The sequence below is a fragment of the Streptomyces fuscichromogenes genome, from assembly GCF_014645815.1.
Taxonomy (GTDB): Bacteria; Actinomycetota; Actinomycetes; order Streptomycetales; family Streptomycetaceae; genus Streptomyces; species Streptomyces fuscichromogenes.
Genome location: NZ_BMML01000010.1, coordinates 207763 through 228363 on the forward strand (window position 1 = coordinate 207763; position 20601 = coordinate 228363).

A 20601-nucleotide genomic window follows, 5' to 3' on the forward strand; every position below is an offset into this window, starting at 1 on the left:
GACAGGCAGGTGCCGCCGTGACGACTCTCGACGACCACTCCCTGGAGGAGTTCGGCTACCGCCAGGAGCTGCACCGCAGCCTCGGCCGGTACGCCTCGTTCGCCGCCGGGTTCTCCTTCATCTCCGTACTGACGACCGTCTTCCAGTTCTTCGCCTTCGGGTACGCGTTCGGCGGCCCGGTCTTCTTCTTGGCCTGGCCGGCCGTGCTGGTCGGCCAGCTGCTGGTGGCCGCGTGCTTCGCCGAACTGGCCGGGCGCTACCCCATCTCCGGCGCCATCTACCAGTGGTCCTCACGCCTCTCGAACCCGTCCTTCGGCTGGTTCGCCGGCTGGATCATGGTGATCGGGCAGATCGTGGTGGTCGCGGCGGCCGCGCTCGCGCTCCAGATGGTGCTGCCCGCACTGTGGTCCGGCTTCCAGCTGATCGGCACGGACGCCTCGCCGGTCTCGGCCGACGGAGCCGCCAACGCCGCCGTGCTGGGTGTCGTCCTGCTGGTACTGACCACCCTCGTCAACGTCCTGGACAACCGGGTGATGTCCGTGATCAACCGGGTCGGGGTGACCGCCGAGATCATCGGTGCGGTGCTGATCATCGTGCTGCTGCTCACCCACTCCAGGCGCTCCCCGGGTATCACGTTCCACACCGGTACGGCCGCCGAGGGCGGGCTGCTGGGCGCCCTGCTGGTCGGTTCGTTCACGGCCGCGTACGTGATGATCGGCTTCGACAGCGCGGGCGAGATGAGCGAGGAGACGCACCAGCCGCGACGGACCGCGCCGCGCACGATCCTCACGGCGCTGTCCGCCGCGGGCCTGCTCGGCGGCCTGGTCGTCCTGGGCGGCCTGTTGGCCGCGCCCAGCCTGACCGACGGGCACCTGGGGGTCGACGGGCTGAGCTACGTCCTGACCAGCAGCCTCGGGGACGGGGTGGGCCGGGCGCTGCTGGCCGACGTGGTGGTGGCGATCGCGGTGGCGACGCTGGCGATCCAGACCGCGGCCTCCCGGATGCTGTTCTCCATGGCCCGGGACGGGCAGCTGCCGTTCGCCGACCGGCTGGCGCGGGTGAATCCCCGTACCGGGATGCCCGGGGCGCCGGCCGTGGTGGTCGGGGTGCTCGCCGGTGCGCTGCTGCTGCTCAACTTCGCCTCGCCGGACGCGTTCCTGGCGATCGGGACCACGTGCATCGTGATGCTGTACCTCGCCTACGCGATGGTGACCGGGCCGCTGCTGGTACGGCGGCTGCGGGGCGAGTTCCGGGTCGAGGGGACGGACGAGACCGGGGCGCCGCTGTTCTCGCTGGGACGGTGGGGGGTGCCGGTGAACGTGGTCGCGCTGCTGTACGGGCTGGTGATGACCGTGAATCTGGCATGGCCCAGGGCGGCGGTGTACGACCCGGCGGGGGGTCACTGGTACTTCCGGTGGTTCACCGTGTTGTTCCTGGTCGGGACTTTGGTGGTGGGCGGCGTTTGGAGGCTCACCCGGGCCGAGTCGCGGAGTGCGGTCGCTGTGCCGGAGGAGGCTGTGGCGTAGTCGGTCGGGTGCGGGTGGGTGGGGGCTGGTCGCGCGGTTCCCCGCGCCCCCAAGCAGTTCCCCGCGCCTCCAAGAAGAGGGCGTTCCCCGTAGCCTTGGCTGCAAATGAGACGTAAGACCGCAGCCCCACGCTCCCCTCTCCCCCAGCGCCAGGGGGTGGACCCCGTGCGGATCCGGTTGCCCTTCTGCGAGGAGTGGGCCACCGTCGGCGAGTATCTCGTGGCCCGGCTCTCCGGAGCCGGGCCCGGTGTCGTCGAGGGGATGCTGGACTCGGGGCTCGTCGTGGGCGCCGACGGAGAACCCGTCGGCGCCCGTACGCCCTACGTCCCCGGCCGCTACCTCTTCTTCCACCGCGACCTGCCTCCCGAGGTCCCCGTCCCCTTCTCCCTCGACGTCGTCCACCGTGACGCGCACCTCGTCGTCGCCGACAAGCCGCACTTCCTCGCCACCACCCCGCGCGGCAGTCACGTCACCGAGACCGCGCTGGCCCGGCTGCGGCGGGAGCTGGACCTGCCGGAGCTCGGGGCCGCACACCGGCTGGACCGGCTCACCGCCGGGCTCGTGCTGTTCGTCGTGCGGCCCGCGGAGCGCGGCGCGTACCAGCGGCTGTTCGGCGAGCGGCAGGTGCGCAAGGAGTACGAGGCGATCGCGCCGTACGATCCCACGCTCGCCGTTCCCCGGACCGTGCGCAGCCGCATCCTGAAGGAGCGCGGGGTGCCCGCGGCCCGGGAGATCGAAGGGGAGCCCAATGCGGAGACCCTCGTCGAACTGGTCGGGCGCAGCGGCGACCTGGGGCGCTACCGGCTCACCCCGCGCACCGGGCAGACACATCAACTGCGGGTCCACATGAGCGCGTTGGGGGTGCCGATTCTCGGCGATCCGCTGTATCCGGTGGTGACCGACCCCGTGCCGGACGGTGACTTCCGGCGTCCGCTGCAACTGCTGGCACGGCGGCTGGAGTTCACCGATCCGGTCACGGGGGTGGAGCATCGGCTGCGCAGCGCACGGACGCTGCGGGCCTGGGAGTCGTACCAGGACTGGGCCGGTCCGCGGGAGTAGCGGTTCGGCCGCGCCCCGAAGGGGCGCGGGGAACTGCGCGCCCAGCCACGACGGCGCCGCGGCGGACCGACGCGTATCGCGGCACTTCCAGCGGAGCGCCTAGCGGCCCAGCCACCAGCGGCGCAGCCGCGGCCAGATGCCCTGCGGCCCGGGCGCCGGTTCCGGGGCGGCCGGGGCGACGGGTTCCGGGCGGGGTGCCACCGGCTGCGGGGCGGCCGGTGCCGGTCCGGTCATCGTGCCGGGCAGCCGGTCGGTGCGCTGCGGCGGCACGAGGGCCGGGCTCGGCATGAGGGTGACATCCTGCTTCGGCTTCGGGTCGAAGCGCACCGGCAGTTCCACCAGGTGCCGGGAGGCGATCGAGGCGCGCCAGCGCAACTCGTCCTCGTCGCAGTCGAGCTGGATGTCGGAGAGACGGGTCAGCAGCTGGTCGACGCCGACGTCCGCGATGGCCCGGCCGATGTCCTGGCCGGGGCACTCGTGCGGGCCGCCGCCGAAGGCCAGGTGGGAGCGGTTGCCCTGCATGTTGGCGTTGAGGTCGGGCCGGACGCGCGGGTCGACGTTGCCCGGCGCGGGCGCGTAGAGCAGTCCGTCGCCCTTGCGGATGCGCTGGCCGCCGAGCTCCGTGTCCTGCTTGGCGAAGTAGGCGAAGACGGTGCTGAACGGCGGCTCGTCCCACAGGGACTGCTCGATCGCCTCGGGCACGGTCATCTGGCCGCCGTTGAGCTGGGCGCGGAAGCCGGGCTCGGTGAGGACCATGCGCAGCGCGTTGGCCAGGAGGTTGGCGGTGGTCTCGTAGGCGGCGTAGAGGACGACCCGCAGGTGCTGGGCGACCTCGTCGTCGTTGAGCCCGGCCGGGTGGTTGACGAGGTGGCTGGTGAAGTCGTCCTCGGAGCGGGCCCGGCGGCGGGCGGTGAGCCGGGTCAGACAGCCCATGACGTACTCGTTGCTGGCGATCGCGGTCTCGGTGCCCTTGAGCGCGTCCCGGGCGGCTTCGGTGATCCGGTCGTTGTACTCCTCGGGCATGCCGAGGAGTTCGCACATGACCGCCATCGGCAGGTGCTCGGAGTACTGGGAGACCAGTTCGGCACGGCCCTGCTCGCAGAACTCGTTGACCAGCAGCTGGGTGTAGCGGCCGATGAGGCGGCGGATGCTGCGGTGGTCGATGGTGGTCATGGCGCCCTGGACCGCCGCGCGCAGCCGCAGGTGCTCGTCGCCCTCGGCGTGCGAGCAGATGGGCTGCCAGGCGATGTGCGGCATGAGCGGGTGGTCCGGCTTGACCATGCCCTCGCGCAGTGGGGTCCAGACACGGCTGTCCCGGGTGAAGACAGCGGGGGTGCGGACCATCTGGAGGTTCTCGGTGAGCCCGAGGACCGCCCAGATCGGTACGTCGTCGTGGAGCAGGACGGGCGCCACGGACCCGTGCTCCTCGCGCAGCCGCTCGTACAGCTCGCCCAGGTGGTCCGCGTCGGCGCCGTAGAGCCGCTGGAGTCCGCCGGGGCCGCGGTCGTGCGCCGGACAGCCGGGCGGCGGGACCGGGTCCGTGCTGGTGCCGGCCGGGTAGGGGGATTCAGGCGTCACAGTGATCGCTCCGGGAAGGTCCGAGAAGAGGTGTCAGGTGAGCGCGCCGGACATGGCGAGCGAGTGCAGGAAGCGCATCAGGGTCATCAGGACGTCCCGGCTGGAGGCCCGGCGGCGGGCGTCGCACTCGATGATGGGGATCTCGGGGGACAGGTCCAGCGCGGTGCGCAGTTCCTCGATGGGGTATCGGGGCCCGTCCGGGAAGGAGTTGACGGCGACGACGAACGGCACCCCGCGCTCCTCCAGGCGTCCCATGACGTCGAAGCTGACCTCCAGGCGCCGGGTGTCGATGAGGACGACCGCGCCGAGGGCGCCTTCGAACAGGCCGTTCCACAGGAACCAGAAGCGTTCCTGGCCGGGGGTGCCGAAGAGGTAGAGGACGAGTTGGTCGGTGATGCTGATCCGGCCGAAGTCCATGGCGACGGTGGTGGCGGTCTTCGATTCGGAGCCGTAGTTGTCGTCGACCCCGATGCCGGCCTGGGTCATGGTCTCCTCGGTGGTCAGCGGTCTGATCTCGCTGACGGAACCGACCATGGTGGTCTTGCCGACCCCGAAACCGCCCACGATCACGATCTTCACGGCGGCCTGGGCGGTGTGCGGCAGCTGGTCCTCGGTGCGGGGGCCGGGGACCGTGTCAGAGCTTTTGAAGTCCATGCATCACCGCTTCGAGAAGTGAACGGTCGGGGAGCGCCTGGCGGACGATCGGGGCGCGCGCCTGTACCAGTTCGGCCGTGATCAGCTCGGTGATCAGTGCCGTCATCGCGCTGAACGGCAGGTCCAGGTAGGCCGAGAGCTCTGCCACGGACAGCGGGGCGAGACAGAGCCGGAGCAGCGCCGCCTGCTCCGGGGTGACGGAGGGCGGTGCGGCGGCGCGCGCCACGATTAAGGTGACCAGGTCGAGTTCGGCCCGGGCGCCGTCGGCACCGCTGATGACGTAGAGCCGTTCGGGGTTCTTCTTGTCGCCCTCCTCACCGCCGCCCTCGGCGGCCGGCGGCGTGGACGGGAGCGGCGGCGGTACGTGTTCCGGCCGGGGCCGGCGCCGTTTGCGTTGCGGAGGAGTCATACGGTCTGCCCGTTCCGCCGGGGCGGACTGGTGAGATGGGCGCCGATACGCACGACGAGGTCGCGCATCATCTCGCTCATCCGGCCCGGTTCGCAGGTCACGTCGGCGAGCACGGCGAGGTAGGCGTTGGCACCGGCGGACATGAGGTAGAAGTAACCTCTGTCGATCTCGATCAGGACGAGGTTCATGTCGCCGTTGCTGATGGGGAGTTCCTGGGCGACGGCGCCGGCCAGGCTCTGCACGCCGGCGCAGGCCGCGGCGAGCCGGTCGGCGGCGTCCGGGTCGCCGCCGTGCCGGGCGATGCGCAGGCCGTCGGCGGAGAGCACGACGATCATCTCGACGCCCGGTACGCCGTCGGCGAGTTGCTTGAGCATCCAGTCGAAGTTGCCTCGCTGCTGGATCACTTGAGGTCCCCCTCGTCGTCGGCCTCGGTGCCGGCCGGATCATTGATCAGATGCAGGTACTTGGTGGGGTTCCGGGTGAAGTCGGTGGGGTGGACACCCGGGTTGTTCTTCTTGAGCCCCTCCCAGAACGCCTCGACCCACAGGCCCGGCTCGCGGCGCTCCGGCTCCGGCTGCGCGGGCTCGGGTTCCTTGTGCTGCGACCAGATGGTCGGGTTGCCCTCGCGTTCGGCGCGGTCGATGGCGGCCTGTTCGGCGAGCCGCCGGCTGAGCGGGGTCTTCATCCGGCTGCGGCGCTGCGGCAGCCCGCCCGCCGTCCATTCGGTGACCTCGGGGACGTCGTCCTCCATGGAGATCCCGGCGGGGATGCGGGGGCTGGTGGGCCGGCGCTTCTTGGGCGGGCGCTTGGGGCCTTCGAGGGCGCCGAGTTCAGGCTTGGGGATGCCGGTGGCGCCGATGCCGTGGGCGATGCCGGGGGCGGGGTCGGTGGTCATCATGTCGCTGGGCACGATGAGGACGGCCCGGACGCCGCCGTACGCGGAGGCGCGCAGCGAGACGTCCATGTTGTACGTCCTGCACAGGCGGCCCACGACCGAGAGACCGACCCGCGGGTTCTCGCTGAGGACCTGGATGTCCTTGCCCTGCTTGGCCTTCTCCAGCAGGCCCTCCAGACGGTCGCGGGCCTCCTCGTTGAGGATGACGCCGGCGTCCTCGATCTCGATGCACACCCCGGACTGCACCTCGACGGCGGTGACGTGCACCTTGGTGGAGGGCGGCGAGTAGCGGGTGGCGTTGTCGAGGAGTTCGGCGGCCGCGTGGATGACCGGCTCGACGGAGGTGCCCTTGATGTTGACCTGGCAGATGGAGTGCAGCTCGATGCGCCGGTACTCCAGGATCCGGGACATGGCGCCGCGCAGCACGCTGTAGAGGGCGACCGGGTTGGGCCACTGGCGGCCCGGCCGGCCGCCGCCGAGCACGGAGACCGAGTCGGCGAGGCGTCCGATCAGCGCGGTGCCGTGGTCGATGCGCAGCAGGTCGTCGAAGACCTCGGGGTTGCGGCCGTGGTCCTCCTCCATCTCCCGCAGTTCGTGGGCCTGCTGGTGGACGATGGCCTGGACGCGACGGGCGATGCTGACGAACGAGCGCTCCAGTGAGTCGCGCTGGAGGTCCTCCTCGTCGACGATGTCGAGCATGATGCGGATCAGCCGGCGCTGCGACTCGGGCGCGTGCCGCATCCGCGGGTCGACCTCGAAGACCTGGCGGACCACCTCTTTGGGTGACTCACCGGCCTTCAGCCGGTAGAGCGCGGTCGGGAAGACCTCCTGGCCGAGGCGGTCGATCTCCTCGTCGCTGGTGGCGAGGCGCTGTTCCAGATACGCACGGTGACGGGCGTGCTCGGCCCGGGCGTCCCGCAGCCCACGGCCGCGGCGCACCGCTTCCGCCGCCGTCGCGAGCACCAGCAGCGTGCCGACGGTCCCGCACACGCCGACGGCGGTCCGGGCGGGCCCCGCCACCAGGACGACGGCGGCGGCGGTGACCGCGGCCATCAGTATGGCGGGCAGCAACAGCACGCGCGCCAGGGAAAGTTCACGGCCATCGGGAGGCGATTGCACACTCACCATGTATGCCTTCTGAGACGAATCGGCTGGGTGTCGGAGGAGTCCGTGGGGGGAAGGTTCATGGAGCAGTCCGGATCTTCCGTATGTTTGGGAACAAGCGCACGAATTCATCCCAACTCGGTGCGCCGCGGGCGAGCTTAGTCCGACCGGATCAACGCCGTGTCATATTCGGCAAGCGCCTGAAAACGCCCAAAGGAGTGGAGTACCCTCGATCGTTTTGCACACAGAGCACTTGTTCGCACACGTTCCGTGATGTCGTACGGGCATGCGAAAGTGACTCACCGTGATGGGTGAAACGGCGTTCCCGGGCGAACCCTCCGCCGGGTTCAGACCCCGACGATCCGCAGCGCGGCCTCGGCCGTGGCGCGGGCGAACTCGCGGGCGGGGCGCTCCGGTTCGGAGCGGTGGACCAGGATGACGCCCTCGATCAACCCGAAGACGAGATCGGTGCGCAGCTCCAGCTCCCCCTTGGCCAGCCCTCCGCCGACCGCTGTGGCGGCGATCAACTGCCGGTAGGCGTCCTTGAGTTCGGCCCGCACGGCATGGAAGCCGGCGAACCGCTCGGCCCGCACCTCGGGCAGCAGGTAGAGCACGCCGAGGTTGTGCGGCCCGGCGCACAGCAGCTCCACGTCGGCCCGGCACAGCACCCGCAGCCGCTCCTCGGCCGGGGTCACGTCGTCCGCGAGCAGCTCGCGCGCACAGGCCAGGGAGGGTGTGACGGTGGACTCAAGGAGCTCGGCGAGCAAGTCCTCCTTACCGGAGACGTAGTGGTACATCGACGCCTGCCGCATGCCCGCCCGCTCGGCGACGGCCCGGGTGGTGGTGGCCGCGTAGCCGCGGGTGGTGAACAACTCGGCGGCGGCCGTCAGCAGTTCGGCCCGCGGCTCAAGCCCGCTGTCCGGCCGCTGCGCGGCCCGCGGCCGGCCGACCCGGCGGCCACTGCTCGTCCCCATGCGTTCGATCCTCGCACACGACGTCGCAGGGCGATCACGCCGACGCCCCGCCCGCCGGGCCGCCGGCCCCCGGTGAGCCCTCGGTAACCGGGCCGGAACACCGCGGCAACGCCGTCGACCCGGCCCGCCCCTAATTTCTGTCGGGCGACAGAAATCTCCCCCGCGTCGCGCCGGACTCGCACCCGAGTCCCAGCCGAGTCCAGGAAGCCGGAGGTCAGCGATGGCGACAGCGACCACGTACGGAGCCCGGGCACACGCCCGCGCCCAGGAGGGCACCCGCGCCGAGGCCATGCCCGTCGTGCCGGCGGCCGACTGGCCGGACCCGCCCTGCGAGGCGGGCCACCTGGTGTGGGCCGAGACGGTGGCCGGCGGCAACTACGCGCACCGCGTCCTGGCCCGCGGCACCGAACTGCGCCTGACCGACCTGCGCGGCGACGCCTGCGCCCACCTCCTGCTGTACGCCGACGGCCGCCCCTGGGAGCGGCTGAACGTCGCCGACACGGTCAAGGTCCAGTGGAACGCCTACCTCGGCGAGGGCGTGCTGCTCCTCTCCGACCAGGGCCGGGTGCTGGCCTCGGTCGTCGCCGACACCTCCGGCCGGCACGACGCGCTGTGCGGCACCTCGACCCTGGTCCGCAACACCGACCGCTACGGCGACGGCACCCCGCAGTCGCCCTCCCCCGCCGGCCGCGAGCTGTTCAAGCTGGCGGCGGCGAAGAACGGCCTGGAACCGCGCGACCTGCCGCCGTCCCTGTCGTTCTTCCAGGGCGTGGAGGTGCGCGACGACGGCACGCTGGACTTCACCGGTTCGGCCGGCCCCGGTGGCAGCGTCACGCTCCGCGCCGAGCAGGACCTGACCGTGCTGATCGCCAACGTCCCGCACCCGGCCGACCCGCGCCCCGACTACGTCAGCACCCCCCTGGAGGTGCTGGCCTGGCGCGCCGCCCCCACCCCGCCCGGTGACCCGCTCTGGGACGCCACGCCCGAAGGCCGCCGCGCCTTCCTCAACACCGCCGGATTCCTCGCCGCGAGGGGGCTCGCATGAGCACGAGCACGACCACGAGCACGAGCACGAGCACGCAGACCGTCGTCGTCCCGGCCCGTGCCGCCTGGTCCGCCGTGATCCGCGCGGGCGACACCCTCACCATCACCGACCTGCACGGCAACCAGGCCGTCGACTTCCTCGTCTACGACGCCCACGACACCGCCGTCCGCTACAGCGCGCCCGACACCGTCCACGCCCAGGGCGGCATCTTCCTCACCACCGGCAGCGTGCTCCTCTCCAACGAGCACACCGCGCTGATGACCGTGACCGAGGACGAGGTCGGCCGCCACGACACGGTCGGCGGCGCCTGCTCCAAGGAGTCCAACACCCTGCGCTACGGCCACCACACCTGGTCCCAGCACGCCTGCGTGGACAACTTCCTCGCGGAGGGCGCCCGGCACGGCCTCGGCAAGCGCGACCTGGTCTCCAACATCAACTGGTACATGAACGTGCCCGTCGAGAAGGACGGCACCCTCGGCATCGTCGACGGTCTCTCGGCCCCGGGCCGGAAGCTGGCCCTGCGCGCCGAACGCGATGTCCTCGTCCTGGTCTCCAACTGCCCCCAGATCAACAACCCCTGCAACGGCTTCGACCCGACGGCCGTGCGGATGACGATCACCGGAGCCGCGGGATGACCTTCGACACCCTGCTGATCGCCAACCGCGGCGAGATAGCCGTCCGCATCATCCGCACCGCCCGCGAACTGGGCCTGCGCACGGTCGCCGTCTACTCCGACCCCGACCGCTCGGCCCCGCACGTACGCCTCGCCGACGAGGCGGTCCGCCTCGGCCCGGCCCCCGCGAAGGAGTCGTACCTCGACGCCGACCTGGTCCTGAAGGCCGCCAAGGACACCGGCGCGGGCGCGATCCACCCCGGCTACGGCTTCCTCTCCGAGGACGCCGGCTTCGCCCGGCGCTGCGAGGAGGCCGGGATCGTCTTCGTCGGCCCGGCCCCGGAGCAACTGGAGCTGTTCGGCGCCAAGCACACCGCACGGGCGGCGGCCGAGGCGGCCGGGGTGCCGCTGGCACCGGGCACCGGCCTGCTGGCGGATCTGCCCGAAGCCCTCCGCGCGGCATCCGCCATCGGCTATCCCGTCATGCTCAAGGCGACCGGCGGCGGTGGCGGCATCGGCATGTCGGCATGTCGGTCGGACGACGAGCTCGCCGAGGCCTGGGAGCGCGTGCAGCGGGTCGCCGCCGCCTCCTTCTCCTTGGCCGGGGTCTTCCTGGAGCGCCTGGTCGAGCACGCCCGCCATGTCGAGGTCCAGGTCTTCGGCGACGGCGCGGGCCGGGTCGTCACCTTCGGCGACCGGGACTGCTCCCTCCAGCGCCGCAACCAGAAGGTGGTCGAGGAGGCCCCGGCCCCCGGCCTGCCCCCGCATGTGCGCGCCGGACTCGCCACCGCCGCCCGCGATCTGTGCGCCTCGGTCGGCTACCGCTCCGCGGGCACCGTCGAGTTCGTGTACGACGCGGCCCGCGAGGAGGCCTACTTCCTGGAGGTCAACACCCGCCTCCAGGTGGAGCATCCGGTCACCGAGGAGATCTACGGCGTCGACCTGGTCGCCTGGATGCTGCGCCTCGCCCAGGGCGAGACCGGCGTCGTCCGCGACCCGGGCGCACCGCGCGGCCACGCCGTCGAGGCCCGCGTCTACGCCGAGGACCCGTCCCGCGAACACCGGCCGAGTGCGGGCCTGTTGACCCGGGTGGAGTTCCCGGAGGGCGTACGCGTCGACGGCTGGGTGGAGACCGGCACCGAGGTGACCACGTCGTACGACCCGATGCTCGCGAAGGTGATCGCGTACGGCCCCGACCGCGCCCAGGCGCTGCGCCGGCTGGACGAGGCACTGGCCGGCAGCCGCGTCGACGGCATCGAGACCAACCTCGGCCTGGTGCGCGCGGCCCTCGCCGACCCCGCGTTCCGCGCCGCCGCGCACTCCACGGCGACCCTCGCCACGGTCGCCGACCCCACCCCCCGGATCGAGGTCACCGCCGCCGGCACGCTGACCACGGTGCAGGACTGGCCGGGCCGCACCGGCTACTGGCAGGTCGGCGTCCCCCCGAGCGGCCCGATGGACGACCGCTCCTTCCGTCTCGGCAACCGCGCCCTGGGCAACCCGGAGAGCGCGCCCGGCCTCGAATGCACCCTCCAGGGCCCCTCCCTGCGCTTCACCCACCCCACCACCGTCTGCGTGACCGGCGCCCCCGCCCCCGTGACGGTCGACGGCACCCCGGTCGCCCAGTGGGAGCCGGTGACGGTCCCGGCCGGCGGCCTGCTGGAGATCGGCGCCCCCACCGGACCCGGCCTGCGCACCTACGTCCTGTTCGCCGGCGGCGGCCTGGACGTCCCCGCCTTCCTCGGCAGCGCGAGCACCTTCACCCTGGGCCGGTTCGGCGGCCACGGCGGCCGGACCCTGCGCACCGGTGACGTCCTGCACGGCGGAGCGGTGACGGACGGCGAGCCGGTCGCCGACCGCCCGCACTTCCCCACCGTCTGGCACCTCGCGGCCGTCGAAGGCCCGCATGCCGCCCCGGAGTTCTTCACCGAGGACGACATCCGCGACTTCTACGCGGCCGAGTGGAAGGTGCACTTCAACTCGGCGCGCACCGGCGTCCGCCTGGTCGGCCCCAAGCCGCGCTGGGCGCGCACCGACGGCGGTGAGGCCGGCCTGCACCCCTCCAACATCCACGACACCCCGTACTCGGTCGGCGCCGTCGACTACACCGGCGACATGCCGGTCCTGCTCGGCCCCGACGGCCCCTCCCTGGGCGGGTTCGTGTGCCCGGCGACCGTGCTGAGCGGCGAACGCTGGAAGCTCGGCCAGCTCCGGCCCGGCGACACGGTCCGCTTCACCCCGGTCGACGTGACGGGCGCGCCGCGCCCGGAGATCGTCGACGGCGGCGTCCTCGCCCGGGACGGTGACGTGACCTACCGGCGCAGCGGCGACGACAACCTGCTGGTCGAGTTCGGCCCCATGCAGCTGGACCTCGCCCTGCGGATGCGTGTCCACGCCCTGATGGAGGCGGTGACGGCGGCGGACCTGCCCGGGGTCACCGACCTCACTCCGGGCATCCGCTCGCTCCAGATCCGGACCGACCCGAGCGTCCTCTCCCAGGCCGGACTCCTGCGCGCGGTGGGGGAGATCGTCCTCGGACTGCCGCCCACCGACGAACTGGTGGTCCCCTCCCGTACGGTCCACCTCCCCCTGTCCTGGGACGACCCGGCGACCCGTGAGGCGATCGCCCGCTACATGGCGGGCGTCCGCGACGACGCGCCCTGGTGCCCGTGGAACATCGAGTTCATCCGCCGGATCAACGGCCTGGACGCGGTCGACGACGTCCACCGCACCGTCTTCGACGCGGAGTACCTGGTCCTGGGCCTCGGTGACGTGTACCTGGGCGCCCCGGTCGCCACCCCCCTCGACCCGCGCCACCGCCTGGTCACGACGAAGTACAACCCGGCCCGCACCTGGACCGCCGAGAACTCCGTGGGCATCGGCGGCGCCTACCTCTGCGTCTACGGCATGGAGGGCCCCGGCGGCTACCAGTTCGTGGGCCGTACCACCCAGGTGTGGTCGGGCTGGCAGCAGCGCGGCGCCTTCGAGCCGGGCTCGCCCTGGCTGCTGCGCTTCTTCGACCGCATCAAGTGGTATCCGGTCTCCGCCGGGGAACTCCTCGACCTGCGCGCCGACATCACCTCCGGCCGCTTCGTCCCGCGTATCGAGGAGGGCACCTTCTCGCTCGCCGCGTATCAGGCGTTTCTCGCCGAACACGCCGATTCCATAGCGGAGTTCAGGGAACGGCAGCAGGCGGCTTTCGGCGCGGAGCGGGACGCGTGGGAAGCGGCGGGCGAGTTCGCGAGGGCGGAGGCCTCGGCCGCACCGGCCGCCGCCCCGGCCGAGGTGTCGATCCCGCCGGGCGGCCGCCTGGTGGAGGCCGAGTTCGCGGCCTCGGTATGGCAGTTGAACGTCGCGCCGGGCGACGAGGTGACGGCCGGCCAGCCGCTCCTCGCCCTGGAGGCGATGAAGATGGAGTCCAGGGTGCACGCGCCGATGCCCGGTGTGGTGACGGAGATCCTGGCCCGGCCCGGCGACCAGGTGGAGGCGGGGACGGCACTGCTCGTCCTGGCGCCGGCCGCGAACTGAGCGACAGGAGCAAGAGGATGTCCAGCACCGTCTCCCGTGTCCGTGCCGCCTACGCGCGCATCGAAGCGGTCGACCGCCCCGAGATCTGGATCGACCTGCGCCCGCCGGCGGAGGCGGAGGCGGAGGCCCGCGCGATCGACGAGCGGGTGGCCGCGGGGGAACACCTCCCCCTCGCGGGCCGGCTGTTCGCCGCCAAGGGCAACATCGACGTGCACGGCCTGCCCACGACGGCGGGCTGCCCGGCCTACGCGTACGAACCGCGGGCCGACGCTCCCGCGGTGGCCCGCCTGCGCGCGGCCGGCGCGGTCGCCCTCGGCACCACCAACCTCGACCAGTTCGCGACCGGCCTGGTCGGCACCCGGTCCCCGCACGGCGCGGTCCGCAACGCGATCGACCCCACCCGGATCAGCGGCGGCTCCAGCTCCGGCTCGGCCGTCGCCGTGGCCCTCGGCATCGTCGACCTCGCCCTCGGCACCGACACGGCCGGCTCCGGCCGGATCCCGGCGGCCTTCAACGGCATCGTCGGCCTGAAGCCGACCCGTGGCCTGGTGCCGACGGCGGGGGTGGTGCCGGCCTGCGCGTCCATCGACTGCGTGACCGTGTTCGCCCGCACCCTCCCGGAGGCGGAGCAGGCACTGTCGTACCTGGCGGCCCCGCCGGACCGGCCCCTGCCGCCCCTCCCCCAGCGGGCCCCGGGCCCCTGGCGCATCGCCGTCCCGCCGCTCGACCAGCTCGGCGAGCTGGACGAGGGCTGGGCGCAGGCCTATCAGGAGACGGTGGGCCGGCTGGCCGCCGCCGGTGCCTCGATCCGCCCGCTCGACCTCACCCCCTTCACGGAGGCGGCCGCGATGCTCTACGAGGGCGGGTTCGTGGCCGAGCGCTACACGGCGGTGGGCGCGTTCATCGACAAGCTGGTCTCGTCCGGCGGCGAGGGCCTCGACCCCACGGTCGCCGGCATCATCACCCGGGCCCGGGACGTCCCGGCCCACCGGCTCTTCGCCGACCAGGAGCGGCTGACGGCACTGCGCACCCGCGCCCTGGCCGAACTCGCCGACGCCGACGCCCTGCTGCTCCCCACGGCTCCGGGCCACCCCACCCTCGCCGAGGTGGCGGCCGACCCGCTGGGCGCCAACGCCCGCCTGGGCCGCTTCACCAACTCCACGAACCTCTTCGACCTGGCGGCGGTGGCGGTACCGGCGGGCGAGGTGCGCGGGCTGCCGTTCGGCGTGATGCTGATCGGCCCGGCGTTCACCGACGGCCGTCTGGCCACGATCGCCCGCGCCCTGGAACCCCGGGTGCGCCTGGCGGTGGTCGGCGCCCACCTGACCGGCCAGCCGCTCAACGCCCAGCTCCTGGCGCTGGGGGCGGTACTGGACCGGACGACGACGACGGCCCCGGCGTACCGCCTGCACGCGCTGTGGACGACTCCGCCCAAGCCGGGCCTGGTGCACGTGGGCGAGGGCGGGGCGGCGATCGAGACGGAGGTGTGGAGCCTGCCGGCCGAGGGCCTGGGCCGGCTGCTGGCCGCGCTCCCCCGCCCCATGGCCCTGGGCAGCGTGGCGCTGGCCGACGGCACCGGCGTCCCCGGCTTCCTGTGCGAGCCGGGCGCGTTGGCGGACGCCGAGGACATCACGCGGCACGGCGGCTGGCGGGCCTACCTGGCGGAGCGCCACCCGGCCGAGCACTGACCGCCGCGCCGGACCGCCGAAAGCCCCGGAACACGCGGAAGACCCGGAAAACCAGTGGAGCGGCGCCGCTGTGCGCCGCTACCGTCCTGCCGGACCCAGTCGTCTGACCAAGGACGTGCCTTGTACACCCTGTGAGACCTCCCGAGAGCTGATCGGTCGCGCGTCGCGCCTGTGCTGTGCGCCGTGCCTCTTCTTGCTGCGGATTTCTCACTGGAACCGGTGTACTTCTGTGCTCACCAACTGGGTGGTCATGCCCACCTGCCTGCCGCTTGTCCGCCGCCGCTGCCACACGTGCGCGTCGGAACGCTTCCGGGCGAGCGGCAGGTTCCGCGTCAACGCCCACCACAAGCTCATCGACGCCTGGCTGCTCGTGCTCTGCACCGGGTGCGGGGAGACGGCGAAGCTGACGCTCCTGGAGCGGACGAACGTGCGCTCCGTACGGCCCGAGCTGCTGGCACGCCTGCACGACAACGACCCCGCCCTGACCGCCGAGCTGCTGCGGGATCCGGTCGTGGGGCACCGCAACCGCATCGCCCTCGACTGGGGCGGCGCCTGGCGTCTCGACACCGGCGGACCGGTGGATCCGGACCGCGAGGTGATCGACGTCTCGGTCCGCTTCGCGGCGCGGATCCCGGTCCGGCCGGTGCGGCTGATCGCCGAAGGCTGCGGTCTGCCGCGGGCCGAGGTCGAGCGGCTGGTCGCGGAGGGGAAGCTCGTGTCGGCGGTCCGGCTGAACGGCAGACTCTCCGACGACTTCACCTTCACGCTCAAACGCTGAGCCCGTACCGAGAGCAGGGGGCCGGTCCGGCGGATCCGCCGGACCGGCCCCTCATCCGCTCGCGCCCGTCGCTCACCCCACGGACGAGTAGGCCACGACTCCCCGCAGCACCAGGTCGACCGCCTTGCGCGCGTTCTTCGCCACGTCCGACCCCGCCACCGGGGCCGCGGCCGAGATCTGTCCCAGCACGTCGATGACCTGCTTGCACCACCGGACGAAGTCCCCGGCGGGCATCTCCGCCTCCCGCAGCACCTCGTCCAGCCCCATCCCCGAGGCCCACATGTACGCGGGCCAGGCGAAACCGAGGTCCGGCTCCCGCTGCCCGACCCCCTCGGTCTGGGTGATCCGGAAGTCCTCCTCAAGGGCGTCCAGGCGCCCCCAGATCCGCACCATCTCGCCGAGCGCGGCCCTGGCCTTCCCAGAAGGCAGCTTCGGTGCCATCGCGTCGTCGCCGACCCGGGCCTCGTACACCAGCGCCGAGACGCACGCGGCGAGTTCGGCGGGGCCGAGCCCCTCCCAGACACCCGCGCGCAGGCACTCGCTGGCGAGCAGATCGAGTTCGCCGTACAGCCGCGCCAGCCGCTTGCCGTGTTCGGTGACCTCGTCGCCGCGCAGGTAGTCCAGCTCGGTCAGCAGCGCCACGATCCGGTCGAAGGTCCGGGCGATGGTGTTGGTCCGCCCCTCGATCCGCCGCTCCAGCTGTGAGGTGTCCCGGATCAGCCGGTGGTAGCGCTCGGCCCAGCGGGCGTGGTCCTCACGGTCGTTGCAACCGTGGCAGGGGTGCGCCCGGATCGCGGTGCGCAGCCGCGCGATCTCGCGGTCGTCGGCCGCCTGCGCCCGCTTCTTGCGGGCCCGCTCCGGCGGAATGTGCCCGGCCTTGGTCCGCAGCGCGGAGGCGAGGTCCCGACGGGACTGCGGGGAGCGGGGGTTGAAGGACTTGGGGATCCGCATCCGCTCCAGCGCCTCGACCGGCACCGGGAAGTCGATGGAGGCGAGCCGCTTGACCTGCCGCTCGGCCGTCAGCACCAACGGCCTCGGTCCGTCGTGCTGTTCGAAGCCGCGGTGGCCGTTGGACCGCCCGGCGGGCAGCCCGGGGTCCAGCACCAGCGCAAGCCCGGCGTACTTGCCGGTCGGCACATGGATGACGTCGCCCGGCTTGAGCTTCTCCAGGGCCACGGCGGCCTCGGCGCGCCGCTGGGACACGCCCTGCCGGGCCAGTTCGGTCTCCCGGTCCTTCAACTCCCGCCGCAGCCCCGCGTACTCCTCGAAGTCGCCGAGGTGGCAGGTCATGGACTCCTTGTAGCCGGCGAGCCCTTCCTCGTTGCGCTGCACCTGACGGGAGATCCCGACGACCGACTTGTCGGCCTGGAACTGCGCGAACGACGTCTCCAGCAGCTCCCGCGAGCGGTGCCGCCCGAACTGGTCGACCAGGTTGACCGCCATGTTGTACGACGGCTTGAAACTGGACCGCAGCGGATACGTACGGGTGCCGGCCAGCCCGGCCAGGTGCTCGGGGCTCATGCCGCGCTGCCAGAGCACCACCGCGTGGCCCTCGACGTCGATGCCGCGCCGTCCCGCACGGCCCGTCAGCTGGGTGTACTCGCCCGGGGTGATGTCGGCGTGCTGCTCGCCGTTCCACTTGACGAGCTTCTCCAGCACGACCGAGCGGGCGGGCATGTTGATGCCGAGCGCGAGGGTCTCGGTGGCGAACACGGCCTTCACCAGCCCGCGTACGAACAGCTCCTCGACGACCTCCTTGAAGGTCGGGAGCATGCCGGCGTGATGGGCGGCGATGCCGCGCTCCAGACCTTCCAGCCACTCGTAGTAGCCGAGGACGTGGAGGTCCTCCGACGGGATCGACGAGGTGCGCTCCTCGACGAGCGCGCGCACCCTGTCCCGCGCCTCGTCGTCGTTGAGCCTCAGTCCCGCGTACAGGCACTGCTGGACGGCGGCTTCGCAGGCGGCGCGGCTGAAGATGAAGGTGATGGCGGGCAGCAGGCCCTCGGCGTCGAGCCGTTCGATCACCTCGGGGCGGCCCGGTGTCCAGGCCCGGGACCGCTGCCTGCGCTCCCGCTCCCGGTCGGCCTCGCGCATGGCGCGGCCGCGTCTGCGGTCCTGGAACGACGGTCTGGTGGCCTCCGTCCGGGCCAGCCGGGCGAGGTCGGGGTTGACGGCCTTCTTGTGGCCCTCGCCCTCCTCGAACAGGTCATACATCCGGCGTCCGGCGAGCACGTGCTGGAACAGCGGGACGGGCCGGTGCTCGGAGACGATGACCTCGGTGTCGCCGCGGACCGTGTCGAGCCAGTCGCCGAACTCCTCGGCGTTGGAGACGGTGGCCGACAGGGAGACCAGGGTCACGGACTCCGGGAGGTGGATGATCACCTCTTCCCAGACGGCGCCGCGGAAGCGGTCGGAGAGGTAGTGGACCTCGTCCATGACCACGTAGCCGAGACCGATGAGGGTCTGGGAGCCCGCGTACAGCATGTTCCGCAGGACCTCGGTGGTCATGACGACCACGGCGGCGTCCGGGTTGATGCTGTTGTCACCGGTGAGCAGGCCGACCATGCCGTCGCCGTAGCGGCGGCAGAGGTCGGCGTACTTCTGGTTCGACAGCGCCTTGATGGGTGTCGTGTAGAAGCACTTCTTGCCCTGCCGGAGGGCGAGGTGGACGGCGAACTCGCCCACGATCGTCTTGCCGGAGCCGGTGGGGGCGGCGACCAGAACGCCCTTTCCGGCTTCGAGCGCCTGGCAGGCCTCGATCTGGAAGGGGTCGAGGCCGAAGTCGTACATCTCGCGGAAAGACGCGAGCGCGGTGGCCTGCTCGGCGGCCCGCCTGCGGGCCGCCGCATACCGCTCGGCCGGTGAGAGGTCCTCTGTCATCGTGCTTTCGAGCGTACCGGTCCCCACTGACAACAGGACGATCATTATCCGGAACATGGGACGACGGACGACGAAGAGGTGCCCGCGTCGTGGGACGCGGGCACCTCCTCGTGACGGTGGCCGTCCGGTCAGGTCACGTCGTCGTAGCCGTTGACCCGGTCCGGGCCCTCGGGCAGCGCGCGGCTGGCGGAGACGGTCTCGATCTCGCCGATGTCCTCGGGGGTCAGGTCGAGGTCGGAGGCCTCGTCGTCGTCGAGGCCGTCCTCGTCGCGGCGACGCTTGCGCCGGTCGTTGAGGAGGGAGAACGCGACCGCGCCGAAGTACAGCACCCAGATCGGTCCGGCGAGCGCCAGCATGGAGAGCGGGTCGGTGCTCGGGGTCGCCACGGCCGCGAAGACCGTGATGCCGAGGATCATCGCCCGCCACCAGCCGAGCATGCGCTTACCGGTGATGATCCCGGTGAGGTTGAGCATCACCAGCAGCAGCGGCAGCTCGAAGGAGAGCCCGAAGACGATCACCATGCGGGTGACCAGCTGGAGCAGGTCGTCCAGGGGCAGCAGGTTGGCGATGCTCCCGCTGGGAGTGAAGTCGATCAGCACCTTGGCGGTGGTGGGCAGCACCGCGTACGCGAAGTAGGCACCGGCGAGGAACAGCGGGGCGCCGGTGAAGACGAACGCGTAGGCGTACTTCTTCTCGTTCCTGTGCAGACCCGGGGCGACGAAGGCCCACAGCTGGTAGAGCCAGATCGGAGAGGCGAAGACCACACCGGCCGTCAGGGAGACCTGGAGGGCGAGTGTGAAGGGCGCGAGCAGGCCGTCGATGGTGATCGTGGCGCACTTCTCGCTGCCACCCGCGCTGTTGATCTCCGAGAAGGTCTGATGGCAACCGATCGAGTCGAGGATCGGTTTGGTCAGGAAGTTGATGATGTCGTTGTAGAAGAAGGCGGCGACGACCGTCACGATGACGATGGCCAGCATGGCCTTCGCGAGCCGGTTGCGGAGCTCACGAAGGTGATCCGCGAGAGGCATCCGCCCCTCGGGATCCTTCTCCTCTTTGCGGGCGGACTTGGGCAACCCACATCCTCATCTCGTGCGGCAGGCCGGGGGCTACCGGCCCTGCGTCAGCGCTGGGTGGTGTCCGACGGCTCGTTGACCGGGCGGGAGCTGGTCACGTCACCGGGGGCAGCCTGGATGGTGCGCTGGGCCTGGGACTGCTCGCCGGAAGCGGGCGCCTGGGCGGAGGTGGTGCTGTTTCCCTCTTCCTTCATCGCCTTGGCCTCGCTCTTGAGGATGCGCGCGGACTTGCCGAGCGAGCGGGCCATGTCCGGAAGCTTCTTCGCGCCGAACAGCAGGATGACGACGACAAGGATGAGAATGATCTCGGGGGCTCCGAGCCTTCCGAACATAAGTCTTTACCTTCTCACCGAGGCGGCTGGGTTGGGATGCTGTCCGATCCGCCGGACAGGTGTCCGAGTGATCGTGCTGTCAGCGATCGTAACGCTCAGGGGTAAACGAGAGGCAATCCCCGTGCGTACTCCCGGTCCGCGGTACGGGCCTCGTTCTCCGTGCCGCGTGCAGCAGCGTACCCGCCCCTGCGGGCGCCGTGACAGGGCGAAGTGACGCAAACCGCTTGTGGCCCACTACTCACATCGCTTCCACAGCGGGGGTCACAGGGTGTCGACAGTACGGGCGGTACTGACAGCCGCCCGCTCCAGGTCCTCCGCGGCCCGGTTGATCCGCCGTGCCGAGTCCGCGACCTGCGCTCCCAGCCGACGGGCCTCCAGGAAGACCCGGACGGCGAGCACGCCGAGCACGGCGAGACCCACGAAACCCACAGCTACCGCGACCATCGCCCAGAACATGGCGCCGAG

The 20601-nt window shown here is 71.8% G+C and carries 17 protein-coding genes; 7 read left to right on the forward strand and 10 right to left on the reverse strand.

Translation table 11 applies throughout. The features are described from left to right. The first annotated feature begins 17 nt into the window (after positions 1–17). Together IEZ11_RS23255 and IEZ11_RS23260 are read left to right on the forward strand one after the other, a co-directional pair. Positions 18–1526 (forward strand): amino acid permease, encoded by a 1509-nt coding sequence (locus tag IEZ11_RS23255; protein ID WP_189264776.1) that lies wholly within the window; start codon positions 18–20, stop codon positions 1524–1526. 105 nt (positions 1527–1631) lie between these two features. Beyond that, complete coding sequence (locus tag IEZ11_RS23260) at positions 1632–2585, forward strand: RluA family pseudouridine synthase (RefSeq protein ID WP_189264777.1); 954 nt, start codon at positions 1632–1634, stop codon at positions 2583–2585. A 99-nt stretch (positions 2586–2684) separates the two neighbouring features. Here IEZ11_RS23260 and IEZ11_RS23265 read toward each other — a convergent pair whose 3' ends face one another. From IEZ11_RS23265 to IEZ11_RS23290, 6 genes are all read right to left on the reverse strand, one after another. Beyond that, positions 2685–4163 (reverse strand): cytochrome P450, encoded by a 1479-nt coding sequence (locus tag IEZ11_RS23265; protein WP_189264778.1) that lies wholly within the window; start codon positions 4161–4163, stop codon positions 2685–2687. Positions 4164–4196: 33 nt separating this feature from the next. Then, positions 4197–4817, reverse strand: coding sequence for a GTP-binding protein (locus tag IEZ11_RS23270; RefSeq protein WP_189264779.1), 621 nt, complete (start codon positions 4815–4817; stop codon positions 4197–4199). Beyond that, positions 4798–5226 carry a DUF742 domain-containing protein gene (locus IEZ11_RS23275; protein ID WP_189264780.1) on the reverse strand — a complete coding sequence of 143 codons (429 nt, stop codon included), beginning with the start codon at positions 5224–5226 and terminating at the stop codon, positions 4798–4800. Before IEZ11_RS23275 ends, IEZ11_RS23270 begins: the two co-directional genes overlap by 20 nt. After that, positions 5223–5630 carry a roadblock/LC7 domain-containing protein gene (locus tag IEZ11_RS23280; protein ID WP_046726726.1) on the reverse strand — a complete coding sequence of 136 codons (408 nt, stop codon included), beginning with the start codon at positions 5628–5630 and terminating at the stop codon, positions 5223–5225. The genes IEZ11_RS23275 and IEZ11_RS23280 overlap by 4 nt, the downstream gene beginning before the upstream one ends. Beyond that, positions 5627–7249, reverse strand: coding sequence for an ATP-binding protein (locus tag IEZ11_RS23285; protein ID WP_189264781.1), 1623 nt, complete (start codon positions 7247–7249; stop codon positions 5627–5629). Before IEZ11_RS23285 ends, IEZ11_RS23280 begins: the two co-directional genes overlap by 4 nt. Before the next feature lie 323 nt (positions 7250–7572). Beyond that, positions 7573–8199, reverse strand: coding sequence for a TetR/AcrR family transcriptional regulator (locus IEZ11_RS23290; protein ID WP_189264782.1), 627 nt, complete (start codon positions 8197–8199; stop codon positions 7573–7575). Between the two features lie 220 nt (positions 8200–8419). Between IEZ11_RS23290 and IEZ11_RS23295 the strand changes: the two genes are divergently transcribed. The 5 genes from IEZ11_RS23295 (at position 8420) to IEZ11_RS23315 (ending at position 15851) form a co-directional block, all read left to right on the forward strand. Next, positions 8420–9244, forward strand: coding sequence for an urea amidolyase associated protein UAAP1 (locus tag IEZ11_RS23295; RefSeq protein ID WP_189264783.1), 825 nt, complete (start codon positions 8420–8422; stop codon positions 9242–9244). After that, positions 9241–9879, forward strand: a complete 639-nt coding sequence (locus IEZ11_RS23300) for an urea amidolyase associated protein UAAP2 (RefSeq protein WP_189264784.1) — start codon at positions 9241–9243, stop codon at positions 9877–9879. The genes IEZ11_RS23295 and IEZ11_RS23300 overlap by 4 nt, the downstream gene beginning before the upstream one ends. Then, complete coding sequence (locus IEZ11_RS23305) at positions 9876–13385, forward strand: 5-oxoprolinase/urea amidolyase family protein (protein WP_189264785.1); 3510 nt, start codon at positions 9876–9878, stop codon at positions 13383–13385. The genes IEZ11_RS23300 and IEZ11_RS23305 overlap by 4 nt, the downstream gene beginning before the upstream one ends. 17 nt (positions 13386–13402) lie before the next feature. Then, a complete protein-coding gene (gene atzF, locus IEZ11_RS23310) occupies positions 13403–15073 on the forward strand; it encodes an allophanate hydrolase (protein ID WP_189264786.1) in 1671 nt (556 codons plus the stop codon). A gap of 229 nt (positions 15074–15302) precedes the next feature. Next, positions 15303–15851, forward strand: coding sequence for a DUF1062 domain-containing protein (locus tag IEZ11_RS23315; protein WP_189264787.1), 549 nt, complete (start codon positions 15303–15305; stop codon positions 15849–15851). Positions 15852–15923: 72 nt separating this feature from the next. On the opposite strand, the gene IEZ11_RS23320 is transcribed toward IEZ11_RS23315, so the two are convergent. The 4 genes from IEZ11_RS23320 to IEZ11_RS23335 form a co-directional block, all read right to left on the reverse strand. Next, positions 15924–18776, reverse strand: a complete 2853-nt coding sequence (locus tag IEZ11_RS23320) for a DEAD/DEAH box helicase (protein WP_189264788.1) — start codon at positions 18774–18776, stop codon at positions 15924–15926. Positions 18777–18859: 83 nt separating this feature from the next. Further along, positions 18860–19804, reverse strand: a complete 945-nt coding sequence (gene tatC / locus IEZ11_RS23325; protein WP_189264789.1) for a twin-arginine translocase subunit TatC — start codon at positions 19802–19804, stop codon at positions 18860–18862. A 47-nt stretch (positions 19805–19851) separates the two neighbouring features. After that, positions 19852–20136 (reverse strand): Sec-independent protein translocase subunit TatA, encoded by a 285-nt coding sequence (gene tatA, locus IEZ11_RS23330; protein WP_189264790.1) that lies wholly within the window; start codon positions 20134–20136, stop codon positions 19852–19854. 261 nt (positions 20137–20397) lie between these two features. Further along, positions 20398–20592 carry a hypothetical protein gene (locus IEZ11_RS23335; RefSeq protein WP_189264791.1) on the reverse strand — a complete coding sequence of 65 codons (195 nt, stop codon included), beginning with the start codon at positions 20590–20592 and terminating at the stop codon, positions 20398–20400. Between the last annotated feature and the right edge of the window lie 9 nt (positions 20593–20601).

Bases quoted from the DNA above. Each gene is read 5' to 3' on its own strand.
- IEZ11_RS23300 (WP_189264784.1), top strand. From the start codon at position 9,241: ATGAGCACGAGCACGACCACGAGCACGAGCACGAGCACGCAGACCGTC.
- IEZ11_RS23320 (WP_189264788.1), bottom strand. From the start codon at position 18,776: ATGATCGTCCTGTTGTCAGTGGGGACCGGTACGCTCGAAAGCACGATG.
- IEZ11_RS23305 (WP_189264785.1), top strand. From the start codon at position 9,876: ATGACCTTCGACACCCTGCTGATCGCCAACCGCGGCGAGATAGCCGTC.
- IEZ11_RS23270 (WP_189264779.1), bottom strand. From the start codon at position 4,817: ATGGACTTCAAAAGCTCTGACACGGTCCCCGGCCCCCGCACCGAGGAC.
- IEZ11_RS23285 (WP_189264781.1), bottom strand. From the start codon at position 7,249: ATGGTGAGTGTGCAATCGCCTCCCGATGGCCGTGAACTTTCCCTGGCG.
- atzF (WP_189264786.1), top strand. From the start codon at position 13,403: ATGTCCAGCACCGTCTCCCGTGTCCGTGCCGCCTACGCGCGCATCGAA.
- IEZ11_RS23290 (WP_189264782.1), bottom strand. From the start codon at position 8,199: ATGGGGACGAGCAGTGGCCGCCGGGTCGGCCGGCCGCGGGCCGCGCAG.
- IEZ11_RS23335 (WP_189264791.1), bottom strand. From the start codon at position 20,592: ATGTTCTGGGCGATGGTCGCGGTAGCTGTGGGTTTCGTGGGTCTCGCC.
- IEZ11_RS23275 (WP_189264780.1), bottom strand. From the start codon at position 5,226: ATGACTCCTCCGCAACGCAAACGGCGCCGGCCCCGGCCGGAACACGTA.
- IEZ11_RS23295 (WP_189264783.1), top strand. From the start codon at position 8,420: ATGGCGACAGCGACCACGTACGGAGCCCGGGCACACGCCCGCGCCCAG.
- tatA (WP_189264790.1), bottom strand. From the start codon at position 20,136: ATGTTCGGAAGGCTCGGAGCCCCCGAGATCATTCTCATCCTTGTCGTC.
- IEZ11_RS23260 (WP_189264777.1), top strand. From the start codon at position 1,632: ATGAGACGTAAGACCGCAGCCCCACGCTCCCCTCTCCCCCAGCGCCAG.